Below are 18,971 nucleotides of genomic sequence, written 5' to 3' on the forward strand. Positions count from 1 at the left end.
GGTTTCGTTACACAAGAAAACGAGATTTTTACAACTGATTCTATACTTCCTATCATACTGTTCTTTTTCGACAATTGCAATTAATTTTACCTTAAAATTAAAAGGCCGGGTGTTTGCCCTGCTACTCCCCCGGGAAAGACGTTTTCGCTTTCCACGAACGCAGCGCTTGCGCCGTATGCTGAGGCGTGGTATGCTCTCCTTGTAATCATCCTGAACGGAGGGGGGAAAAGCGATGAAAATGCCGGACGGCGGGATAGCGCCCCTGATGTTTGCCTCCTGCGGCATGAACTGCATGGTATGCTATAAGCACTGCTGTCACAAGAGACCCTGCGCGGGCTGCCTGGCCGGCGGGGAGGGCAAGCCGGAGCACTGCCGGAAATGCAGGATTCGGGACTGCGCCGCAGGGCGCGGGCTCACCTATTGTCACGAGTGCCCGGACTTTCCCTGCAGACAGGTGAAAGCCCTGGACAGGAGCTACCGCACCCGCTACGGGGCAAGCCTGATTGAAAACAGCCTGTGCGTCCGGCAAGACGGGCTGGAGGCGTTTATGGAGCGGCAGAAAAAAAGATATACCTGCCCGGCATGCGGCGGAATTGTCTCCCTCCACGATTCCGAGTGCAGCGAATGCCGGCTGGGTGCGGAGCCGGCGCAGGAGGAATAAAGAAAAAAGCCCCGGTGGGGACCGCCAGAGCTGGCGGTTTCCACCGGGGCTGATGCTTACGGCAGCAGATCCGTTAGGGAGTACTGCCGGACAACCTGCTTGCCCAGCAGGGTGATAGCCTGTCCGGGGCAAGAGTTGATACAGCGGTAGCACATGGTGCAGCGGCCCATGGGATGGGGCCCCTCCGGCGTGGCGGGCAGGTTGGACATGGGGCAGAGGCTGGTGCACAGGCCGCAGTTGACGCACTTGGCCCGGTCAATTTTCAACTGGCTGGAGTAGTCCCGCGTCTTCTGGGAGAACCAGAGGCGCTGACCCAGCAGGCCCGCCGTATGGGACGCCGCACCCAGGCCGTCCTGGGGGGGCTTGCCCGCCGCAAACTGCCGGGCGGCGGCGTCAAGCTTCTCTCCGGCTTTGCGGACGAGCTGCATCTCCTGTTCCCGATTGCGCTTGAGGGCTTTCTCATCGGCGATGGAGTCGGGCATCTGGACGTGGAGCCCGCCGGTGATCACCGCGCCGTACTGCTTGAGCAGCCTTGCCGCGCAGCCCGCCCCGTCGCCGCTGAACAGCCCCATGGTGGCGAGGATGAACACCCGCTTGCGGGCGAAGAGGGGGCCGTTCTCCCGCAGAAAGTCCTGCACCAGCTTGGGGAGATTGCTGAAATAGACCGGATAGGCCAGCACGATGTCCTCATGGGACAAAATGGCCGCGGCGGTGCCGATGGACTCCATCGCCAGGCATGTACCGGCGCTGTCCAGCCGGTGCACGAATCGCTCCGTACAGTATTTGGTGTTGCCCGTCCCGCTGAAATAGAGTCCCAGCATCATGAACACGCTCCTTTGCTCTTTGTGGCCTCATTTTACCACCGGCAGGGGCGCGGGGACATTTAATCCGCATTAAAAGTTGCTGAAAAGAGGGCGGAGCGGGGGACTGCGCCCGGTTTATGGGAAGGGGACGGTATGGCCCTCAATGGTGACGGAGGCCACCGCGTCCGGCTCGATGGACGCGTCGAACTCCCACATAATCCAGCCCACTCGCTGGCTCCAAACGTCGCTGTAGTAGGCAGGGGTAAGGACCATGCCATCGGAGAGGGCGACGGTGAGGGAGGTCTCCTCGCCGGCCAGCTGGCAGGGCTCCTCCTGGCCCTCGGGGGTGACGCAGTTGACCACCACGCTCAGGGGAGAGACGATGACGCTTTCGATCTGCGTATCGAATCTGCGCTGGAAGGGGGTCTCACCGTGAAAGACAAAGGGGAGAACAACAGGCTCCTCCGGTGTGGCAGTACGCTGCTCCACGGCCTCCACAGGGACGGTCAGCTCCCACTTCCCCTCAACCCGGCCCCCGGCCACTGAGTAATTGGCGCTCGGGACGATAAGACGAAGATAGGGGAGGGTATCGGGGGTGAGGCTGGGCAGGCAGAAGTCCCAGCCGTCCTCCACCTGGGTATATTCCACATCGTCCATCTCCTGGCTGGGCCAGTGGTCGGGCTCCTCAGGGTCGTGCAGGTAATAGCGCACGTTGAAGAGGGGCTGTCCGGCATATTCTGAGGCATAGGCAGGGGAGATATCCGGGTCCTGCCGGAAGCGGATGTGGTATTTCCCGTCGGCGGCGAAGCCCATGGAAGAGATGGATACCTCCGTGACCGCCTCGGTCTGGATGACCTGACCGGGGACCTGCGGACCGACACGGCGATGCAGCGGAAGGGGATTCTGATCGGGCAGCAGGACGGTGCGGCCCGCCGCTGTGACGGCGCTCTCCAGCGTGAGGGAGGGAACCTCCTCTCCGTCCAGGGTAAGGCTGGCCGAACGCCGGCCGGGAGTCAGCCAGCTCATGTCCAATTTGGCCCGGGTGGGAATATCGGTGCTCAGCTCGTCGGTGCCGCGGCTGAAGACCATGGCCGCGGTCTTAGTCTCGCTGTCGTAGGAGAGGACCTGCTCGCCCTTGCCGCCGTTGCCCCAGCTGAAGCCATCCCCCGTGTCCAGGGAGAGCATCAGGTCCCAGTCGGTGTCCTCCTTGAGCCGATCCCCGGTCAAGTCCTGCATGGTGAAGTAGAGCCGGGTCACCCGGCTGTCCGCCAGGGCGGCCACGGCCTCAATGCGGATGCCCTGGTCCTCGCAGGAGGCCAGAACCTCGGTGGCGTAGGGTGCCTTCGGGCCCAAATCCCCCTGGACAATGGCCCAGAGGGTGGGCCCCACGGCCAGGGCCGCCGCGGTGAGGAGGGCGCAGACCGCCATAACCACCGCGGCCCGGCGGGTCAGGCAGAGGCGGGGGCTTCGCCTCCGGGCGGCGGAGGCGGGGCGAACCGCAGCCAGGAGACGGTCCATTTGGGCCTCGTCCGGGCCGAGTGCGGACAGTTCCCGCTTATATTCCTGACTGAACATGGGGCGTATCTCCTTTCAAAGCCTCCCGCAGCATGGTTCTGCCCCGGGAGAGCTGCTGCTTCACGGCGGACTCGCTCCGGCCTGTGGCCGCGGCGATTTCTGCGACGCTCATATCCTCATAATAGAACAGGTGGATGGGGACGCGGTATTTGAAGGGCAGGGAGAGCACCTGCTCCAGCACGCCGCCCGGCTCGGGAGCGGGGGGCGCGCTGAGACGCTCGTCCAGCGGCTCGGTCCGGCGGGAGCGGAGGGATCGGAACAGGTCGTTGGCGCAGTTCACCGTCACCCGCAGAAGCCACGCCTTTCGGTGCTCCTCCTCCCGGAAAACCGGCGCGGCTTTCACCAGACGGAGAAAGACCTCCTGCATCACATCCTCCGCGTCGCACCGGCTGCCCGTGCGGGCGTAGGCCAGGCGGTAGACCGAGGGTGCGTACTGCCGGATGACCTGCTCCAGCGTGCCGTCGCCGTCCATAGCCGTCACTTCCTTTCTGCGTTCTGTATCATACACGGAGGGAAGGCGGAGAAAGTGACAAAGAATTCAAAATTGCGGGCCATTTCATGAAATGGCCCGCAATGGACGAGCAGTGGGGGAGCGGTACGGTGTCAGGGCACGGGGATGGTCTGGTCTTCGATGGTGATGGAGGTCACCGAGTCCACGTCGATGGGTTCGCTGAATTCCCAAGCCGCCCAGGGGGTATTGCCGGCGACGTAGACAGGCGCGACGGCTGTGCCGTCAGAAAGATAAACAGAGACCGAGAGCGCTTGATAGTTGGGCATCTTTACCCAGTTGTCCCGCTGAAGGTCGGAGCAATAAAGCGTCATACTCAGGGGGGAGAGGGAAATGCGGTCGGCGCGTATCGTTTCACCCTTGACCCAGGTCGTGAGACGAAGTTCCCCGGGAATGACAATATCTCTGGACGGGATTGCCTCAAAGGGAATATTGACGGCCCACACACCCTCTACTGGCGCGGAGTGTACCGAATAGTCCCCCTCGACGCTGATTTGCATCAATCTATTCAGGTCGCTGGGACCGTAACTATCAAAGCGGTAATCGATACCGTCTTCCACCACAGTTTGAGTTACGTTTTCATCATCACCGTAATAGACGCCGCATCCGGCCTCCTCAGAGGCGTAGACCCTGGCTTTGATATCCGACCATATGACGCCCTCCAAAGAAATACGTGCGCGGACATGGAGCTTCCCGTCTGAGGCGAAGCCTACGGCGGTGATGGGGAAAACGGGACGGGTATCCGGGTCCATCGCCTCCCATGCGGCCACACGGGCAGGCTCCGGCAGAAGAACGGTGGTTCCGTTATCAGCCGCAGCGCTGGGTAAGGGAACTGCGGATAGCCCGTCTTCCCTTGCCATGACATAATCTCGCGAAGTGCGGTAACCTGACAAAATCCAGTCGCCGGAAAATTGGAGAGGCAGTCTGTTCTTTGTGCTCCAGCCGTTCAATGTGAGTACGAAGAGGGCGGTATGGGACTCGGACTCATAGGAGAGCTGCCTGACGGAAGAGCTGTTCCAGGGCATCTCGTCGTTGCCCTCTTCCTGTTGGTTTTCAAGGCCGAAGCATAGCTGGGTATCGCCATCTAAGCGGTCGCCGGTTAAATCTTGCAGTGAAAAATAGAGCTGTGCGATTTTATTATCAAAAAGGGCGGAGCGGACTTCAAGCCGGATGCCCTGGTCCTCGCAGAGGGCCGGTACTTCGGTGGCGTAAGGGGTTTTCGCGCCCAGATCACCCTGGATGATGCCCCACAGCGTGGGCCCCACGGCCAGGGCGGTGGCGGCAAGAGCCGCGCAGACCGCCAGGACCACCGCGGCCCGGCGGGTCAAGCGGAGGGGGACGCGGCGCGGAGGGGGCTCCGCCCCGCACCGGGCGCGGACCCGCTCCTGCATTGAGGGGGAGAAGATGAGGCCGCCCAGGGCGGTATCCAGCTCGTCGCGCATCCTATGGTTCGTCATAATACCACTCCTTCAGCATGGGCCTGAGCCGTTCCCGCGCCCGCTTGAGCCGCACGCCCACGGTATTGGCGGGGACGGAGAGGGCCTGGGAAATCTCCCTGATGGTGAGCTCCTGGTAGTAGTACAGCACCACAACCTCCCGGTACTTCCGGGGGAGGGCGGCCACCGCATGGAGCAGGGTGTCGTCTCCCCGGGGCGCGTCGGTGACGGTCAGCCCCTCCAGGGCCTCCGGCCCGGCCCGCCGCGTGCGCCAGGGGGAGCGGAGCATGGTGCGGCAGACGTTCATGGCGATGGCGGTGAGCCAGGTCTTCTCGCTGGAGCCGCCGCGGAAGCCGCCGTAGCTCCGCCAGGCCCGGAGCATGGTCTCCTGGGCGGCGTCCTCCGCCAGAGCCGGGTCACGGAGGAAGAGCGCGCACGTGCGGAGAATGCCGTCGCCGTAGTCCGCCATCAGCCGCTCCAGGTCGGCTGCTGTGAGCGGAGCGCCCCCGGCGGCCCGGGGCTTTGACACGTCCATATCCGGCCTCCTCTCTTTTCCTGTCTGCCCGTTAGACCCGGCGGGATACGATATTCTTTCAATTTCAATAAAAAAATTCGGTCCATACCGTTCTGGTATGGACCGAATTCGTTTCATCACTGAATCAGTCAGTCACGAAGGGCAGCAGGGCGATCTGACGGGCGCGCTTGATGGCCTCGGTCAGCTGGCGCTGATGCATGGCGCAGGTGCCGGTGGTCCGGCGGGGCAGGATCTTGGAACGCTCGGAGAGGAAACGGCGCAGCTTGGCCGCGTCCTTATAGTCGATGTGCTCCACCTTGTCAACGCAGAAGGTACAGACCTTGCGGCGCTTCCGGCCGCGGGGACGCTCTCTATCCATAGCCATGGTAGCAAAACCTCCATTTCGTGGGGCGATTTACCCCTTAATACGGTATACGACGGCCATGAAAAATCATGGCCCATCAGAGTTCATGTGTGGGCCGCGCATACGGCGGAGCCGGGGCGGGGTTCACCTCCGCCCGGCGCATTAAAAGGGGAGCTCTCCGTCGTCGTCGGCCAGGTCGCCAAACTCGTTTCCGGCGGGGCCGGAGGGAGCGGCATAGCCGGTGGACGGAGCGGCGGGGGCGGCATAGCCGCCGCCGAAGCCTCCCGCGGGGGCGGAGTAACCGCCGGCCTCGGCATCCTTCTTGGAGTCGCCGAAGTAGACATTGTCGGCCACCACCTCGGCGGCACGGCGCTTGTTGCCGTCCCGGTCGGTGTAGTCGCGCAGCTGGAGCCGGCCCTCCACCACGGCCATGCGGCCCTTGGTGAAGAAGCGGGAGACGAACTCGGCCGTCTGCCGCCAGGCGACCACATCGATGAAATCGGTGGCCTTCTCGCCGGTCTGCTTATCCTTAAAGTCCCGGTCCACCGCCAGGCTGAAGGAGGCCACGGGGGTCCCCGTCTGAGTGTGCCGGAGCTCGGGGTCGCGGGTCAGCCGGCCCATGAGGATGATACGATTGAGCATCTGGAATCCTCCCTTACTCGTCCTTGCAGACGATCATGGAACGGACGACACCGTCGGTGATACGGAAAATACGATCCAGCTCCAGGGGGAAAGAGGGGACGCTGTTGAAGGTCATGAGAACGTAGTAGCCCTCGTTTTTGTCGTTGATGGGATAGGCCAGATGACGCTTGCCCCACTCGTCGACCTCGGTCAGAGTGCCGTTCTGCTCCACCAGAGTCTTGAACTTGGTGACCAGGGCGGCGGTGGCCTCCTCACCCAGAGTGGCGTCGAGGATGAAGACGGCTTCGTAGTTTGCGCTGAGCTTTGCCATGTGTTGTGCACCTCCTTATGGACGTATGGCCCTCATTCCGGATGAGGGCAAGGATGTGTTGCCTGTTAAATACAGACAAGCTATATTATTATATAGGAATTTTCTCCGTTGTCAAGCAAAATTACAGTGAAATAAGAGATAATATTGTGAAAAACCGGTTCAAACAACCGGACAGGCGGCATACCTGCACCGCAGCTATTGAATTTCCTGTTCCAGGCTGCGGAAAGTCTCGGTATCAAAGAACTCCGTGATGCTCAAATCCAGACCGTCAATCAGCTTTTTCAGGGTTATGATCCCGATGTTCTGGGTGTTGCCCCGCATGAAGTCGCTGACGGTGGACTGGGTAACCGCCGAGAGTGTGGCCAGGCGGTTGATGGTAATGCCCCGCTCCTCGCACAGACTGTTCAGGCGCTCCGCAACCGCATCCGAGATATTCATGCTTCGTACTCCACCACCTGTTTCTAATAATATGAAAATCCTATCATTTTACAGGTGTCTTAATTAACGGAATACCGTTGACTACGGCGTCGAGTTATGTTATATTAACGGTAAACCGGTAAAAAGGGAGGCTTGGGAGTGAATTTTCTGGATCAGCTGGCAAAATACCTGGATCTGCCCTGGCTTTCAGAGCTGCATTATCATGTCATTACCCCGGCCCAGGCGGAGGGCATTCTGGAGCTTTTTTATCGTGATAGGCCGCCCGAGAGCGAGTGCCGGGCGGCTGCGGAGTATATCCTGGGGACCGGCCTACCCTGGCGCAGCGGCGAGAGTGCGGTATGGGCCCTCACGGGCTGCCTGCTCGGCAGGGCCCACAGGGAATAAGAGCGACGAAAACCCCCGCCCCGGACCACACGGTCCGGGGCGGGGGTTTTGCTGCCGGCGGGGCGCTTACAGCAGCTCCGCCTTGTCCTTGATATAGCTCTTGAGCCAGGCCCCGGTCTCGGGGTGGTCCAGGGCGAAGTCGATGGTGGCCTCCAGGAAGCCCTTGAGATTGCCGGTGTCGTACCGGCGGCCCTCGAAGTCCACGGCCACCATCTTGCTCTGCTTGCACAAGGTCTGCAGGCCGTCAGTGAGCTGAATTTCCCCGCCGTATCCGGGGGCCTGGCGCTCCAGGATATCGAAGATGTCCGGCGTGAGCACGTAACGGCCCAGGATGGCGTAGCTGGAGAACATCTCAGACGGGGTCGGCTTCTCGTTCATGTCTGAGACGGCGAAAATCCGCTCCTCCAGGGGGGAGATCTTCACGGAGGAGTACTTGCTGATGGCCTCGGTGGAGACCTTCTGCACCCCCACGCAGGACGCGCCGTACTTCTCGGCGGCGGCGATGAGCTGGCCCATGACGGGCCGCTGGGCACGCATGATATCGTCGCCCAGGAGCACGGCGAAGGGCTCGTCCCCCACGAAGCGGCGGGCCCGGGAGATGGCGTGGCCCAGGCCCTTGGTCTCCTTCTGACGGACATAGAAGATGTTGGCGAGGTCCGCGGCGCGGCGGACCTCGCTGAGCTCCTTGTCCTTGCCCGCCTGGTTCAGGCGGGTCTCCAGCTCGGGGTAGTAGTCAAAATAGTCGTCCATGGCGGACTTGGCCCGGTTGGTGACGATGAGGATATCCTCAATGCCGGAGGCCACAGCCTCCTCGATGATGTACTGAATCACCGGCTTGTCCACCATGGGGAGCATCTCCTTGGGGACGGTCTTGGTGGCGGGGAGCATCCGGGTCCCCAGACCGGCGGCGGGGATGACGGCTTTGCGGACTTTCATATCGAAGACCTCCTAATGTCACAAGAGCGGGGCCCGGTCAGGTGAGATGGGCCTCGGGGATCATGGGGCGGAAATACTTGATCTTGGGCAGGGCATACAGGAGGAGCATTCCCAGGGCGTAGCAGGCGCCCAACTCGCCCAGGCCCACGGTCAGGCCGTTATAGGCCCAGGCGGCGGGGAAAGCGGCGGAGAGGCCGGCGCCGGGGACATAGGTCTCGGCGAAGGCGATGGTGAAGCCCACCAGCACCGCGTTACAGAGCACCGGCGGCAGGGGGGCCAGCCACTTGTTTGGCATATTCATAGTCCAAAGGGCGGCGATGAGGGTGGCCAGGGAGCCCACCGCCACGTCCAGCGGCCCGAAGGGGGAGAGGAGGTTGGTGATGAGGCAGCCCACGAAGAGGCCGGGGGCAGCTGCGGGGAAGAGGAAGGGGAGGACGCACAATGCCTCGGAGAAGCGGAACTGGATGGGGCCGTAGGACAGGCCGAAGATGTTGCCGAAATAGCTCATCACGGCGTAGAGCGCCGCCACCATGGCGGCCAGGGTCAGGTCTTTGACAGTGAATTTGCGCATAAAAACATACCTCCAATTTTTTGTTTAGAGCGCGCCGCGCCAGCGCACAGCGAAACAGGTCCCTTACCCCGGGCGCATAGCGCAAAAACGCCCGGACGGCTCACTCTGTTCCGTTTGGACTGGGTGTTGGAAACCAGTCGAAGGTATTGTAGCACGGTTTTTGGCAAAAAGAAAGAGGTAAGGCGGCTGGGATTTTTCTTGCATATGGGGGGTTGATGTGCTATAACTGCTGTTATATAATATATATTATATAACGGGCAGTATGGATAGGGGAGGAAAATTCGATGCCGCCGAAAGCGAAGATTACTAGAGAAATGATTGTAGACGCCGCCTTTGCCATCGCCCGCGAGGCCGGTGCGGAAACCATCAACGCCAGGACGGTCGCGGAGAGGCTGAAGTGCTCCACGCAGCCTGTGATGTATCATTTTGCTACCATCGAGGAGTTGAAACGGGCTGTTTATGCCAAGGCGGACGAGTTTCACACGGAATACTTAATGGATATGAAAAAGCCGCAGGAGGGTGTGATGCTCGGGATTGGGCTGAACTACATCTGCTTTGCCATTGAAGAGCCGCATCTGTTCCGCTTCCTGTTCCAATCGGGCCTTGCGGTTGGGGGCAGCCTGCTTGAGATGATCAATTCCGAGGAGCTGATACCCGTTATTTCGGCAATGCAGGAGGCGATGGAGCTGAGCATGGAACAGACAAGGGAAGTATTTGTAACGATTGCGATGTTTGCACACGGCTATGCGAGCATCATCGCCAACAATTCATTGGAGTATGACGAGAAGGTCGTGAGCCTGCACCTGGAGCGCGCATACCGGGGAGCAATCATGGCGGTACGGGAGGAAGCGACATGAAGAGACTCTACGAGAAAAGCGAACAGACCTTTGCACTTGTTTTTATTGCGATTTATTGCGTATCGCAATCCCTTGCGAATCCATTGAGCAGGGCCGTGGGGGTCGAGGGCTCCTTTCAAGCGGTTTTTAGTATTGCGCTGACTGCGCTCCTGTTCTTTTTCATCAAGAATAACGGACTGCTGGAGCGGTACGGGCTTTACAGATCTTCTGTCCCGGCCCGAAAATTTTTCTGGTATCTTCCCCTCGTGCTCCTGGCTGTCGGTAGTCTTTGGAACGGGGCGGCCATGAAATTTCCGCTTGTTGATACGGTCTGCTACCTGTGCAGTATGCTCTGCGTGGGATTTTTGGAGGAGGTGCTCTTCCGGGGGCTGCTCTTTAAGGCGATGGCGAGGGACAACGTGAAGTCGGCGGTGATCGTTTCAAGCGTTACCTTTGGGCTGGGGCATCTGCTGAATTTGGTTAACGGCAGGGGGATGGGGCTTGCCGCGAATCTGTGCCAGGTTTTCGGGGCAATTGCGATTGGTTTCCTGTTTGTTATCATCTTTTATCTCGGCGGGAGTCTGCTCCCCTGCATTTTTACCCATTCAGCCATCAATATGATCGGCGTTTTTGTCAATGAAGCGGGGTTGACTGTGGAGAAGCTGGTTGCTTTTAGCTTGATCCGGCTCTTGATTGCGGTTGCCTACGCGGCTATTCTCATAAAGACATTGCCGAAAAAGCCGTGTTTAAAGGCAAACGCAGATGAAAAATGATTCCTGCTTAAATAACCCAAAGGAGCCCTGCACTTTTTGTGCAGGGCTCCTTTGGGTTATTTTGCCGCGGCGGGAGGCACACGGGCCCGGCGAGGGCGCCGGGCGCCACGGATGAGACGGGGGGAGGACGCGGCGCGCCAGGGATGCCGCGCCCTACGGAGATGGGGATAGGGGCGATTCACGAATCGCCCCTACAGTCCACAGGAGGCTTTGTTATTTCACCAGCTCCACGGTATAGCCCAGGTCGCGCAGGCCGCCGACGATGCCGCCCGGATCGACCATGTGGCCCGCGCCCACGGCCAGGAAGAAGGTGTTTTCGCCCTCACGCTCCAGATACCCGGCGGCGGCCTCAATCATGTGGGGATCGCGCTCGGTGAAAAGCTTTGAATTCATCTCGTCGGAGCTCTCCAGGGTGGCGGCCTTGTCGAAGACGGCGTTGAAGGCGTCCACGTCCCGGTTCTTCCAGGCCTCCATCATGGCGCCCATGACGGCGTCCTGCTGGGCGAGGGCGTCCTGGACGGCCTGGTCGTCCTCGGTCTCGGCGGCCTCGCCGGAGAGGGCGGACTTCATCATGGACACGTAGGCGGCCAGGCCCTCGGTCTGGTACTCGTCGGAGAGGCCGTCGAAGATGGCGCCCTGGAAGACGGCGGTCTCCACCGCGCCGACGGTTTTGCCCGCGTTGGAGGCGGAGGAGGTGAGGTACAAGTCGATGGCCATGGCGTTGCTGCTGGTGGTGCTGTCCTGGGAGAGGAGGTTGTTGAAGGTGAGGAGGAGCACCCAGGGCTTATAGGCGTTGACCTGTTCCGCGGTCATGCCCAGCTGGGCGCAGACCGCCACGGTGTCGGCGTACAGCTCGGGGCTGACGTGGTCCTTGAGGCCGGTGCCGTCGGAGTAGACCATCATGGCCTGATAGGCGGCCATGTCCTCGGCGTCGCTGAAGTCCACCTCGAAGATGACCTCCTGGGAGGCGGCCACGGCGTCGCGCAGGGACTTGTGGAAGGGGTAGACATTGTTGCGGTCTATGTGGATGGTGCCCAGGAGATAGAGTGTGTTATCGCCGTTGGTGGCTTTCCAGAGCAGGCCCCTGGAGCCGGCGTCACAGAGGTCGTAAACGGCGAGCACCAGGCGCTCGGCCATGACCATGGCCTCCTGGAAGGTACAGACGCGGTCGGTGTGCAGACTGCCGTTCTGGTCGCCCTTTACCACGCCAAGCTGGGTCAGGTACATGGCGGGGTCGGCCTCAATGCCGGGGAGGGAGTAGGCGGCGGCCTCCTGGTAGAGGGCGCTCATCACGCCGCCGCGGGTGGTGTCGATTACCAGCTCGTAGGGGGCCAGCTCGTTTTCGGGCAGCTCCAGCAGGGCCAGCTTGTCCGCCACGACGCCAGTGAGCTTCCCAAGCTGATCGGCGGTCACGGGGGACTGTATGTAAGAGGTGTAGTTATCGTCCAACATGCCCATGGCATAGGCGTCGGCCAGGGCGTCGTAGGCCCAGACGGAGGGGGCCTGGACGGCGGATTCCTCCTGTGGGGAAACATCCTCCGCCAGGGCGGACGCGCCCAGCATACCCAGGGACATGGCCAGGGCGAGCAGAAGGGAGAGTGCTTTTTTCATCCAAAGACCTCATTTCATGTGATGTATAGTAAGCTTGACAAAAATAGTATAGCATACTTTACATGAATGTCAAGGGGTGGATTGCTGGAAATGGGCGAGCACAGACTTGCGCGGCCCCATGGGCTTCGCGATGATGCTGTGGGCGGGTTCGCAACGGCAGGTGGTCCGTAAATCGCCCCTGCAAATGCGAATAAAGAATAGGACAGCGTAGTTTATGCGGCGTATTTACTTGCATTGAATTGCGGCACACCCCAATTTTGCGGGTCAAACGATGTGTGCCGCCTCCCCGGGGGAGACGAAGGGCCGCGGGCGGACAGGAATTCTTGTCCGCCCGCGGCTGGGAGTCCGGCTATTCGTTCCGCGCCCCGATGCAGAGCACCAGGGCGGTGCGGTCGTCCACGCCGACGTCGCGCTCGTCCCCGGCGTCAATGAGAGCGCAGGCCAGATCCTTGGGGCTGTCCCCCCGGAACGCGCCCAAGGCCTGGCGGAGCCAAATATCGTCCCCGCCGCCGGTGACGCCGTCGCTCACCAGGAGGACCAGGTCGCCCGCCTCCAGCTTGAGGGCAATTACATCGGGCGCGCCGCCCTCGCCGGCGGAGAGGCCGGCGGGCAGGGCGCTGCCGGTGATGCGGCTCACGGTCTCGCCCTTGCGGACGTAGGTGGGGGCCGCGCCGTATTTGTAGACAGCCGCCTCGCCGGTGAAGAGGTCCACGCGCAGAAGGTCGATGGTGGTAAAACCGGCCCGCTCCTCTCCCCGGAGGGCCAGGGCGGAGTTGAGGGTCCTCAGGGCGGTCTCGGGGGCCACCCCCGCCCGGAGGAACTGCTCCAGGAGACGCACGGCCAGGGTGGAGTCCTCGCTGGCCTCCGGGCCGCTGCCCATGCCGTCGCAGAGAAGGACATAGAGACTGCCGTCGTCCAGCTTGAACCAGGCCCCCGTGTCCCCGCTGACGGTCTGGCCGTCCTTCTTCCGGGCGGCGACCCCGGCCACCGCCATAAGGGGCTCCGCCTGAGCGAAGACCAGCCTGTCGGCCCTGCGGCCCTCCTCCTTCACCACCTGGCGGAGGGGCATATTCATCAGGGCGGAGAGCTTCTTCAGCTCCCCGTCGGTCTTCAGGCCGTCCAGCCGGGGGCCCTCCACCTCGATGCGCAGACGGCCGGCGGCGTCGTAGAACACCGCCGCGTCCCCCTCCAGGCCCAGGGCGGTCATGTGCTGCTTGAGCCGCTTCTCCCGGAGGGGGTCGGGAGAGAGCTCGGTGCCGAACTCGGCGGCGGCGGCCCCCAGCACCTCGGCCAGGGCGCCGTACTCCCGGCAGACCGCCGAGCGGTTCTCCTGGAGGCGGGCCTTGTACTGCCTGCGGTAGAGGAGGGCGGTCAATTCCTCGTTGGCCGCGTTCAGGAAGGCGGAAAAGCGGAGGCAGCGGTTTGAGAAGTGGGCGGGGAAGTCGGCGGCCTCGCCCCGGCCCCGGTCCATCATGGCGGGGAGGGCGTCGTTCAGGGCGTTGAAGGTGGTCACATAGTCCCGCTGCCAGCAGGAGGACTGGAGGGCGCATTTCCGGCAGACCCGGTCCGCCGCCCGGTCAAAGACAACGGCGGCGTCGTTGTCGTTGGGGCCTGCCGGGGCGAAGGTGGTCCGCAGGGATTCGCCCAGGGCGCGGAAGGCCTCGGCGGTGGCGTCCAGCCGCTCCTTCACGTAGGCGCGGGCCTTGGAGGTGGTGTCCCGCTTGGGCTCGGTCACCGTGAGGGCCCCCGCCCAGCGGAAAAACCGCTCGGGCAGGAGGAGGAAGAGGACCGAGGCGATGAAGACCTCGTAGAGAATGGCGATCTGCAGCCCGTCGCTCCAGGTCCAGAGCACGGCGACGGCGTTTGAAAGGACATAGGTCAGGGCGGCAAAGAGCTTACCCTGCTTGCGGAAGACCCCGGTCATCAGCCCCGCGAAGCCGTAGGCCATGCTGTAAAAGGGCGCGCCCCCGGCGGCGATGTCCATGGCGAGGCCGGTGGTCACGCCCACGGCGGCCCCCGCCCCCAGACCGCACTGGTAGCCCGTCACCATTACCGCAAGGGCGGCGGCAAAGCGGCCCAGGGAGATGGTATCCCCCAGAATGGTGATTTTGGAGAGGGTGATGAGCACCGTGCCCCCCAGGATGAGGAGGCTCACCGTCTGCTTCATGGTCAGGCCCGTCCCCTCCCGCTTCTGGGTCCAGGGGGAGAAGGCGGTGCGGAAGAAGTAGACCGCCGAGGCGGCCAGCAGCAGCTCGGTGGCGAAAAAGATGGTGTCCTCGGTGAACCAGCCCTTCTTGGAGAGGTAGACAAAGCCGGTGACCGCGTCCAGCAGGGCGGTGACAAGGGGCATGAACCACACCTTGCGGTAGAGCCGGATGTCATAGAACGCGAAGGACACCGAGAAGACCAGGATGGCGGCGGCCACGTACCGCAGCCCCTCGGTGAAGCCCTGAAAGGATAAGTACCCGAAGCAGGCTCCCAGCAGGGCGGAAAAACCGTCCAGCCCGGAGCCGGAGGCTCCCACAATCGCAAGACCGAAGGGGGCATACCCCCCAAAGATCTCCGCCCCGGAGAGGACCGCGCCCAGCAGGAAGCGCATAACGCACTCCGTCGTGCGCACCAGGGCCGGGGCGTGGAGCACCAGCCGCCCCGTGGAGCGCATCTCCTCGCCGGCCCGGGCGGCCCGGGTTTTCAGTTTTTCTTTTGTCGCCATCTTTCGCACGTCTCCTTCGTACGTTTCCGCGCATTCCGCTGCGCCTGTGAAACGCGATTGTCGAACCGGCTTGCGTTGCCGGAGGGTGTCGGAGACAGTATAACCCAGTATTTGGAAAAAGATGGTCGGAAAAGGAAGGGCGGCCTGGGGAATGTGGCAAAAGCGTGGGAAAGGGGGCGGGGCGGGCGCCCAGAGAAGCCGCCCGCGCTACGGGCCAGAGCGACAGGGGCGCGAAAAAGCGGGCGGCCTGACATTCACAGGCCGCCCGCTCATGGCGCTTACTCCTTGGAGAAATTCTCCTTGCCCACCTGGCACAGGGGGCAGACCCAGTCCTCGGGGACGTTTTCCCAGGGGGTGCCGGGGGCCACGCCGTTGTCGGGGTCGCCCACCTCGGGGTCGTAGATATAGCCGCAGATATCGCAGACGTATTTATCCATCATAAAACACTCCTTTTGCAAACATAGTGTTCCCAATCAGGGGACTATCATACCCGCTTGTCCAGCGGACGCCTTTATGATACAATGTCCATATCTGATTGTCAATCGAGGTTCACCGTGAAAATAGGAAATGTAACAATAAATTCAAAATTGGCCCTGGCCCCCATGGCCGGAGTGACCGACCTGGCCTTCCGCACCATCTGCCGGGAGCTGGGCGCGGGCTATACGATTACCGAGATGGTGAGCGCCAAGGCCCTCTGCTACCAGGATAAGAAGACCACCCCACTTCTGAAGCTGGGCGAGGGGGAGCACCCCTGCGCGGCCCAGATTTTCGGCAGCGATGAGAAGTGCATGGAGGAGGCCGCCGCCATCGCGGGAGAGGTCTCCGGCGCGGACGTCATCGATGTGAACATGGGCTGCCCCGTGCCCAAGGTGGCCCAGAGCGGCGACGGCTCCGGACTCATGCGGGACATTGACAAGGCTTTCCGTGTGGCCGAGGCGGTGGTCCGGGGGGCGGGGAGCCGCCCGGTGACGGTGAAATTCCGCCTGGGCTGGGATAAGGGGTCCATCAACTGCGTGGAGTTCGCCAGAGCCATGGAACAGGCCGGGGTCTCCGCCGTGGCGGTCCACGGCCGCACCCGCACCCAGATGTACGCGGGCGCCGCCAACTGGGACTATATTCGGGCGGTGAAGGAGGCGGTGAGCGTCCCCGTCATCGCCAACGGCGACGTGTTTGACGGTTCGTCCGCAGTGCGCATCCTCAAGTATACGGGCGCGGACATGGCCATGGTGGGCCGGGGCGCGTTCGGGAACCCCTGGATTTTTCAGCAGGCTCAGGCCGCGCTGGAGGGCGGGGAGATTCCGCCCGTGCCGCCTCTCGCGGAGCGGTGCGGCACGGCGGTGCGGCAATTTGAGCTGGCCGCCGCCCACAAGGGGGAGCATATCGCCTGTCTGGAGGCCCGGAAGCAGTACTCCTGGTATCTGAAGGGCGTGCCCCATGCGGGATATTATAAGGAACAGATCTGCCAAATCTCCGTTATGGAGGATATCTACCGGATTACGGCGGGGATTCAGCGGGATTTGGCGTAGAGCATGCGCTCAAGCGAGCGCCGCGGGTGGGATTCCATTCCGCCCCGAGAGACACCCTCATAAAAACGGTCCCCCAAAGAGAGGTGAGGCATTGTGGATGACGAAAAAAGTTTAATCGCCCGGGCACAAAAGGGCGATCAGGAGGCCTTTGCGGCGCTGATGGAGGCCAACCAGGGGCGCATCTACAACCTCACCCTGCGCATGACGGGCAACCCGGAGGACGCGGCCGAGCTGAGCCAGGAGGCTTTCTTCAACGCCTGGCGGGGAATCTCCAAATTTCAGGGGGACAGCTCCTTTGCCACCTGGCTCTACCGCCTGGCCTCCAACGCCTGCATCGACTTTCTGCGGAAGGAGAAGCGGCGAAAGAACATCTCCATGACGGTCTCGCTGGACGACGAGGAGAAGGAGCGGCAGGCGGAGCTGCCCGACACGCGCTGTTCTCCCGAGCAGGAGGTGGAGCGCAAGGAGCTGCGCGCCGCGATTGAGGAGGGACTCCAGGCGCTCTCGGAGGAGCATCGGCAGGTGCTGGTCATGCGGGAGATCAGCGGTCTCTCCTACGCGGAGATAGGGGCCGTTCTCCACCTGGAAGAGGGGACGGTCAAGTCCCGAATCGCCCGGGCCCGGCTGGCGCTGAGGAAGTTTCTTGTGAGCAGCGGGAACTTTTCCGATTCGGCGTCGTCCATAACATGAACAGCGAAAACGACATCCTTTGTATCACACGGTCATGAATGATGAAAAGGGGGAGGTGAGGCCTTTATGCGTGACTGTATGGATTATATCGAGCTCATCAGCGCCCGGCTGGACGGCGGGCTGACTGCCGGGCAGGAGGCCGAGCTCAATGAGCATCTGGCCGCCTGCCCCGTGTGCCGGGCGCTGGCGGAGGATATGGCCGCCCTCCATGAGGAGATGCCCAAGCTGGCGGTGGAGCCCCCTGCGGACCTGGTGGAGAACGTGATGGCCCGCATCCGGGCCGAGGCCCCCCAGCCCATCCCTTTCCCGGCTGAACAGGCGAAGAGGACGCCGAACCGGAAGTGGCGCGCCTGGGGTGCGACGGCGGCGGTGCTGGCCGTGGTTCTTCTGGGCGCGGCGGCTCTGCGTATGGGCGGATTGGACAGAAGCGCGGGCGGAGCTCCCGCCGGCGAAGCGCCGATGATGGCGGTGAACGACAACGAGGCTGCCCTGCCGTCCGGGAAGGCGGCCCCCATGCCCCAGCCGTCGCCGTCGTCCGTACTGCAGGAGCCGTCCGTCTTCGGTATCCTGCCGAAGGACGGCGAGGCGGTCCCAAGTTTAAATCCCGCTGAGATGCCGGAGAGCGCCGCGCCCTCCGACGCGGGCGGGGACGCGCCCCAGGCCACAGAGCAGCCCCGGGTGGACACCAGGGCTGAGGCGACAGGAAGGGAGGAGCCGCCGGCGGGTCTGGACGGGGAGAGCGGGGACCTGGCAGGGGGTAAAAGCGGCGAAGCGCCGATGAGCGTGACGACGAATCTCCCGCCCGAGGAGAGCGCCCCGGCAGACGCGGCGGCCGTGCTGACCGTGATGGAGGCCGCCGACCGGCTCTATGAGGAGCAGTTTAAGCAGACCTGGCCCGAAGCCGAGCGGGTGGACCGGGAGGACTTCCAAGGCTATGTTCTGGAGCCGTTCCATCTTATCCGAGAGGAAGACCCGGAGAGTGAGTGGACTTCTTTTGGGGTGCGATTCAAGGGTAAAGGCGAGGGCGGTAATTACTATATCTTTGTACTCTATCAGGAGTACGCAGATGAACAATCTGCTTTAGAGCGGAGGACCTGGGAGCTGGAGCACTTGGGAGTACCAGTCAGTGGCAATGGAGATGTTCTGACGGAACCGCAAAACATTGACCTGTTTGATTCACAAGATGCCTACGACGCTGCGTGTTCCTCATTTTGGGACGAAGTCAATCAATAGAGATTAGAGAAGCCGCCTCCCATTTGGGAGGCGGCTTCTCTTGCGCACAGGCTAAGGGCAGGGGCACGGCCATGACTTACGGGCAGGCCGGGCCTCTATGGGGACGCGGGCGGCCAGTGGCCGCCCCTACAGCGGGATAGGAGTTCCATCGGATAAAAAAAGAACCGTCTTTCCATTGGAAAGACGGTTCTTGACGCGCTTTCTTACTTCACCAGGGAGATGACCAGGGTGAGAATCATGAAGATGATGGCGACCCACTTGGTCCACTTCGCCAGCTTGGCGTCCCAGGTCTTGGCCTTGTTCTTGGACATAAAGGTGTCCATACCGCCGGCAATCGCGCCGGAGAGGCCCGCGCTCTTGCCGGACTGCAGCAGAACCACGGCGATGAGGAAGAGACCGGCCAGCATCTGAATCACGGTAAGGACAATCTTAGGAATACTCATTGTT

General features: G+C 62.2%; 22 protein-coding genes. 7 read left to right on the forward strand and 15 right to left on the reverse strand.

Features of this window, described 5'->3' with window-relative positions:
- The first annotated feature begins 232 nt into the window (after positions 1–232).
- Positions 233–661: a DUF3795 domain-containing protein gene (locus H8S62_RS10205; protein ID WP_155149982.1), complete on the forward strand. Its 429-nt coding sequence runs from the start codon at positions 233–235 to the stop codon at positions 659–661.
- 56 nt (positions 662–717) lie between these two features.
- Here H8S62_RS10205 and H8S62_RS10210 read toward each other — a convergent pair whose 3' ends face one another.
- The 9 genes from H8S62_RS10210 to H8S62_RS10250 all read right to left on the reverse strand — a co-directional run bounded on the left by H8S62_RS10210 (position 718) and on the right by H8S62_RS10250 (position 7,251).
- Positions 718–1,485 carry an EFR1 family ferrodoxin gene (locus H8S62_RS10210; RefSeq protein ID WP_341481043.1) on the reverse strand — a complete coding sequence of 256 codons (768 nt, stop codon included), beginning with the start codon at positions 1,483–1,485 and terminating at the stop codon, positions 718–720.
- 114 nt (positions 1,486–1,599) lie between these two features.
- The gene (locus H8S62_RS10215) at positions 1,600–3,039 is read right to left on the reverse strand and encodes a hypothetical protein (protein ID WP_186919189.1); all 1,440 of its coding nucleotides are present in this window, start codon (positions 3,037–3,039) and stop codon (positions 1,600–1,602) included.
- Positions 3,020–3,511 (reverse strand): RNA polymerase sigma factor, encoded by a 492-nt coding sequence (locus tag H8S62_RS10220; RefSeq protein ID WP_155149978.1) that lies wholly within the window; start codon positions 3,509–3,511, stop codon positions 3,020–3,022. The genes H8S62_RS10215 and H8S62_RS10220 overlap by 20 nt, the downstream gene beginning before the upstream one ends.
- Before the next feature lie 131 nt (positions 3,512–3,642).
- Positions 3,643–5,004, reverse strand: a complete 1,362-nt coding sequence (locus tag H8S62_RS10225) for a hypothetical protein (RefSeq protein WP_186919191.1) — start codon at positions 5,002–5,004, stop codon at positions 3,643–3,645.
- Positions 4,991–5,518: a sigma-70 family RNA polymerase sigma factor gene (locus H8S62_RS10230; protein ID WP_155149975.1), complete on the reverse strand. Its 528-nt coding sequence runs from the start codon at positions 5,516–5,518 to the stop codon at positions 4,991–4,993. Before H8S62_RS10230 ends, H8S62_RS10225 begins: the two co-directional genes overlap by 14 nt.
- Before the next feature lie 124 nt (positions 5,519–5,642).
- Positions 5,643–5,882: a 30S ribosomal protein S18 gene (gene rpsR, locus H8S62_RS10235; RefSeq protein WP_087238992.1), complete on the reverse strand. Its 240-nt coding sequence runs from the start codon at positions 5,880–5,882 to the stop codon at positions 5,643–5,645.
- 141 nt (positions 5,883–6,023) lie between these two features.
- On the reverse strand, positions 6,024–6,503 hold the full coding sequence (locus tag H8S62_RS10240; RefSeq protein WP_155149973.1) for a single-stranded DNA-binding protein: 480 nt from the start codon (positions 6,501–6,503) through the stop codon (positions 6,024–6,026).
- A gap of 13 nt (positions 6,504–6,516) precedes the next feature.
- Entirely contained in the window at positions 6,517–6,813 is a 297-nt protein-coding gene (rpsF, locus tag H8S62_RS10245; RefSeq protein ID WP_155149971.1) for a 30S ribosomal protein S6, read from the reverse strand.
- A gap of 195 nt (positions 6,814–7,008) precedes the next feature.
- Positions 7,009–7,251: a helix-turn-helix domain-containing protein gene (locus H8S62_RS10250; protein ID WP_155149939.1), complete on the reverse strand. Its 243-nt coding sequence runs from the start codon at positions 7,249–7,251 to the stop codon at positions 7,009–7,011.
- A gap of 138 nt (positions 7,252–7,389) precedes the next feature.
- Here H8S62_RS10250 and H8S62_RS10255 point away from each other — a divergent pair, with 138 nt between their 5' ends.
- A complete protein-coding gene (locus tag H8S62_RS10255) occupies positions 7,390–7,635 on the forward strand; it encodes a hypothetical protein (RefSeq protein WP_155149937.1) in 246 nt (81 codons plus the stop codon).
- 66 nt (positions 7,636–7,701) lie between these two features.
- On the opposite strand, the gene galU is transcribed toward H8S62_RS10255, so the two are convergent.
- Together galU and H8S62_RS10265 are read right to left on the reverse strand one after the other, a co-directional pair.
- Positions 7,702–8,571, reverse strand: coding sequence for a UTP--glucose-1-phosphate uridylyltransferase GalU (gene galU / locus H8S62_RS10260; RefSeq protein ID WP_155149935.1), 870 nt, complete (start codon positions 8,569–8,571; stop codon positions 7,702–7,704).
- Between the two features lie 37 nt (positions 8,572–8,608).
- A complete protein-coding gene (locus tag H8S62_RS10265; protein ID WP_186919192.1) occupies positions 8,609–9,142 on the reverse strand; it encodes a QueT transporter family protein in 534 nt (177 codons plus the stop codon).
- 284 nt (positions 9,143–9,426) lie between these two features.
- Between H8S62_RS10265 and H8S62_RS10270 the strand changes: the two genes are divergently transcribed.
- Both H8S62_RS10270 and H8S62_RS10275 read left to right on the forward strand, forming a co-directional pair.
- A complete protein-coding gene (locus tag H8S62_RS10270) occupies positions 9,427–9,999 on the forward strand; it encodes a TetR/AcrR family transcriptional regulator (RefSeq protein WP_155149931.1) in 573 nt (190 codons plus the stop codon).
- Entirely contained in the window at positions 9,996–10,751 is a 756-nt protein-coding gene (locus H8S62_RS10275; RefSeq protein WP_186919193.1) for a CPBP family intramembrane glutamic endopeptidase, read from the forward strand. Before H8S62_RS10270 ends, H8S62_RS10275 begins: the two co-directional genes overlap by 4 nt.
- A gap of 213 nt (positions 10,752–10,964) precedes the next feature.
- Here the strand turns inward: H8S62_RS10275 and H8S62_RS10280 are convergent, their stop codons facing one another.
- The 3 genes from H8S62_RS10280 to rd form a co-directional block, all read right to left on the reverse strand.
- Positions 10,965–12,362 (reverse strand): TraB/GumN family protein, encoded by a 1,398-nt coding sequence (locus tag H8S62_RS10280; RefSeq protein ID WP_186919195.1) that lies wholly within the window; start codon positions 12,360–12,362, stop codon positions 10,965–10,967.
- Between the two features lie 349 nt (positions 12,363–12,711).
- Complete coding sequence (locus H8S62_RS10285; protein WP_186919197.1) at positions 12,712–15,075, reverse strand: SpoIIE family protein phosphatase; 2,364 nt, start codon at positions 15,073–15,075, stop codon at positions 12,712–12,714.
- Positions 15,076–15,353: 278 nt separating this feature from the next.
- Entirely contained in the window at positions 15,354–15,512 is a 159-nt protein-coding gene (gene rd, locus H8S62_RS10290) for a rubredoxin (RefSeq protein ID WP_155150067.1), read from the reverse strand.
- Positions 15,513–15,629: 117 nt separating this feature from the next.
- Between rd and dusB the strand changes: the two genes are divergently transcribed.
- The 3 genes from dusB (at position 15,630) to H8S62_RS10305 (ending at position 18,524) form a co-directional block, all read left to right on the forward strand.
- Positions 15,630–16,601, forward strand: a complete 972-nt coding sequence (gene dusB, locus H8S62_RS10295) for a tRNA dihydrouridine synthase DusB (protein ID WP_341481044.1) — start codon at positions 15,630–15,632, stop codon at positions 16,599–16,601.
- A 93-nt stretch (positions 16,602–16,694) separates the two neighbouring features.
- Positions 16,695–17,291, forward strand: coding sequence for a sigma-70 family RNA polymerase sigma factor (locus H8S62_RS10300; RefSeq protein WP_186919200.1), 597 nt, complete (start codon positions 16,695–16,697; stop codon positions 17,289–17,291).
- A 66-nt stretch (positions 17,292–17,357) separates the two neighbouring features.
- Positions 17,358–18,524, forward strand: a complete 1,167-nt coding sequence (locus H8S62_RS10305; protein ID WP_186919202.1) for a zf-HC2 domain-containing protein — start codon at positions 17,358–17,360, stop codon at positions 18,522–18,524.
- A gap of 203 nt (positions 18,525–18,727) precedes the next feature.
- On the opposite strand, the gene secG is transcribed toward H8S62_RS10305, so the two are convergent.
- Positions 18,728–18,967: a preprotein translocase subunit SecG gene (secG, locus tag H8S62_RS10310; RefSeq protein WP_155149922.1), complete on the reverse strand. Its 240-nt coding sequence runs from the start codon at positions 18,965–18,967 to the stop codon at positions 18,728–18,730.
- Positions 18,968–18,971: the final 4 nt, after the last annotated feature.

The sequence above is a fragment of the Lawsonibacter faecis genome (assembly GCF_014287675.1).
GTDB lineage: Bacteria > Bacillota > Clostridia > Oscillospirales > Oscillospiraceae > Pseudoflavonifractor > Pseudoflavonifractor faecis.

Bases quoted from the DNA above. Each gene is read 5' to 3' on its own strand.
- H8S62_RS10205 (WP_155149982.1), top strand. From the start codon at position 233: ATGAAAATGCCGGACGGCGGGATAGCGCCCCTGATGTTTGCCTCCTGC.
- H8S62_RS10210 (WP_341481043.1), bottom strand. From the start codon at position 1,485: ATGATGCTGGGACTCTATTTCAGCGGGACGGGCAACACCAAATACTGT.
- H8S62_RS10215 (WP_186919189.1), bottom strand. From the start codon at position 3,039: ATGTTCAGTCAGGAATATAAGCGGGAACTGTCCGCACTCGGCCCGGAC.
- H8S62_RS10220 (WP_155149978.1), bottom strand. From the start codon at position 3,511: ATGGACGGCGACGGCACGCTGGAGCAGGTCATCCGGCAGTACGCACCC.
- H8S62_RS10225 (WP_186919191.1), bottom strand. From the start codon at position 5,004: ATGACGAACCATAGGATGCGCGACGAGCTGGATACCGCCCTGGGCGGC.
- H8S62_RS10230 (WP_155149975.1), bottom strand. From the start codon at position 5,518: ATGGACGTGTCAAAGCCCCGGGCCGCCGGGGGCGCTCCGCTCACAGCA.
- rpsR (WP_087238992.1), bottom strand. From the start codon at position 5,882: ATGGCTATGGATAGAGAGCGTCCCCGCGGCCGGAAGCGCCGCAAGGTC.
- H8S62_RS10240 (WP_155149973.1), bottom strand. From the start codon at position 6,503: ATGCTCAATCGTATCATCCTCATGGGCCGGCTGACCCGCGACCCCGAG.
- rpsF (WP_155149971.1), bottom strand. From the start codon at position 6,813: ATGGCAAAGCTCAGCGCAAACTACGAAGCCGTCTTCATCCTCGACGCC.
- H8S62_RS10250 (WP_155149939.1), bottom strand. From the start codon at position 7,251: ATGAATATCTCGGATGCGGTTGCGGAGCGCCTGAACAGTCTGTGCGAG.
- galU (WP_155149935.1), bottom strand. From the start codon at position 8,571: ATGAAAGTCCGCAAAGCCGTCATCCCCGCCGCCGGTCTGGGGACCCGG.
- H8S62_RS10265 (WP_186919192.1), bottom strand. From the start codon at position 9,142: ATGCGCAAATTCACTGTCAAAGACCTGACCCTGGCCGCCATGGTGGCG.
- H8S62_RS10270 (WP_155149931.1), top strand. From the start codon at position 9,427: ATGCCGCCGAAAGCGAAGATTACTAGAGAAATGATTGTAGACGCCGCC.
- H8S62_RS10275 (WP_186919193.1), top strand. From the start codon at position 9,996: ATGAAGAGACTCTACGAGAAAAGCGAACAGACCTTTGCACTTGTTTTT.
- H8S62_RS10280 (WP_186919195.1), bottom strand. From the start codon at position 12,362: ATGAAAAAAGCACTCTCCCTTCTGCTCGCCCTGGCCATGTCCCTGGGT.
- H8S62_RS10285 (WP_186919197.1), bottom strand. From the start codon at position 15,075: ATGGCGACAAAAGAAAAACTGAAAACCCGGGCCGCCCGGGCCGGCGAG.
- rd (WP_155150067.1), bottom strand. From the start codon at position 15,512: ATGGATAAATACGTCTGCGATATCTGCGGCTATATCTACGACCCCGAG.
- H8S62_RS10305 (WP_186919202.1), top strand. From the start codon at position 17,358: ATGCGTGACTGTATGGATTATATCGAGCTCATCAGCGCCCGGCTGGAC.
- secG (WP_155149922.1), bottom strand. From the start codon at position 18,967: ATGAGTATTCCTAAGATTGTCCTTACCGTGATTCAGATGCTGGCCGGT.